This window comes from Roseateles sp. P5_B10 (genome assembly GCF_056400485.1).
In genome coordinates, this window is record NZ_JBFULE010001122.1 from 1 (window position 1) to 1,345 (window position 1,345).

Annotated in this window: 1 protein-coding gene; it reads left to right on the forward strand. The window is 65.3% G+C overall.

Annotated features, from left to right (window positions below; genetic code table 11):
* Positions 1-38: 38 nt before the first annotated feature.
* Positions 39-1,345, forward strand: a 1,307-nt coding sequence (locus tag AC1DU6_RS31385; RefSeq protein ID WP_477862063.1) for a tape measure protein, incomplete at its 3' end; no start/stop codon positions are given.

The window sequence follows — 1,345 nt, forward strand, 5'->3', positions numbered from 1 at the left end:
GCCTGCTTCAGGCCCGCGTCCAGGTCGCGTCCGGCAGCATCGATCAAGGCTCGGCGGCGTTCAAGCGGCTGGTCGACATGAGCCGCAACACGCAGACCAGCTTGGCCGGCAACGTCGAGGTGTTTAACCGGCTCAACCAGTCCATCATTCAGATGGGCGGCAATCAGAACGACACGCTGCGCGTGACCGAGCTGCTGGGCAAGGCGATCAAGGTCTCGGGCGCATCGGCTGAGGAGGCCAAGAGCGCCATGATCCAGTTCGGCCAGGCCCTAGGCTCGGGCCGGTTGCAGGGCGACGAGCTGCGCTCCCTGATGGAAAACGCGCCGTACCTGATGCAGCAATTGGCCGCCGGCATCGGCGTGCCCATCGGGGCACTCAAGAAGCTCGGCGAAGAGGGCAAGCTCACCTCCGACGTGGTCGTGAATGCGCTGTCCAAGGCCGCCGGCAAGATCGAAGACGACTTCCGAAAGTTCCCGCAGACCATCGGCGGCGCGATGCAGGTCGCGCGCGACGCTGCCGCGCTGRCTGCGCTGCAGTACGACGAGCTCACCGGCGGCAGTCGGGCGCTGGCCGGTGCTACCAAGGGCCTGGGCGAGGTGCTTGACGAGCTTGGAAAGCAGTTCAGCGCGGCGAACGACGAGGCCAATAAGCTGGGCCGTAACCAGGCGATCCAAAGCTGGGCCGACACGACGAAGCAGGCCCTGTCCTACCTGGTCGACGCGGCCGACTTGACGTGGCAGACGCTGAGCGTCCTCGGYCGCAATGTCGGATTCGTCTTCGAGACCATCGGGGCTTCGATCGGCGGCAATGCAGCGATCATGGTCGCCCAGGCGCGGCGAGACTACGCCGGCGCAGCTGCCATCCGAAAGCAGATGGAAGAGGACGCGATCTCCCGCCGGCGAGCGCTGGACGCTGCTGACCAGAAGACCTTAGGGCGCTCGCAGCTGGCCGGCGAGAAGATGCGCCAGGCCTGGGCCTCGCCGCAGGCTGATTACAGCCACGAAGGCCGCGGTGCCGCAGGCGCGCCGTCGAAGCTGAAGGCGCCGGTCGACGACGATGCGTTGCGCAAACTCAGGGCCAAGACCGAGGCGGCGAAGTCCTACTATCAAGATCTTGTCGCGAGCAACCTGATCGCCATCGAGCGCATTGACGCCGAGGAAAAGAAGGCACTCGCTGACAACCTACGCCGCGCTGCCGAGGACAAGAACAACCAAGAGATCTACGCCAAGGCGCGGGTCGAGATTGCCAAGAAGTACGCGCGCGAACGCGGCCTCGTTGAAGAGCGCAGCCGCCAGGAGATTGCCGATCTGAGCATCGCCGGCACCGTCGATGAGATGGGCAAGAT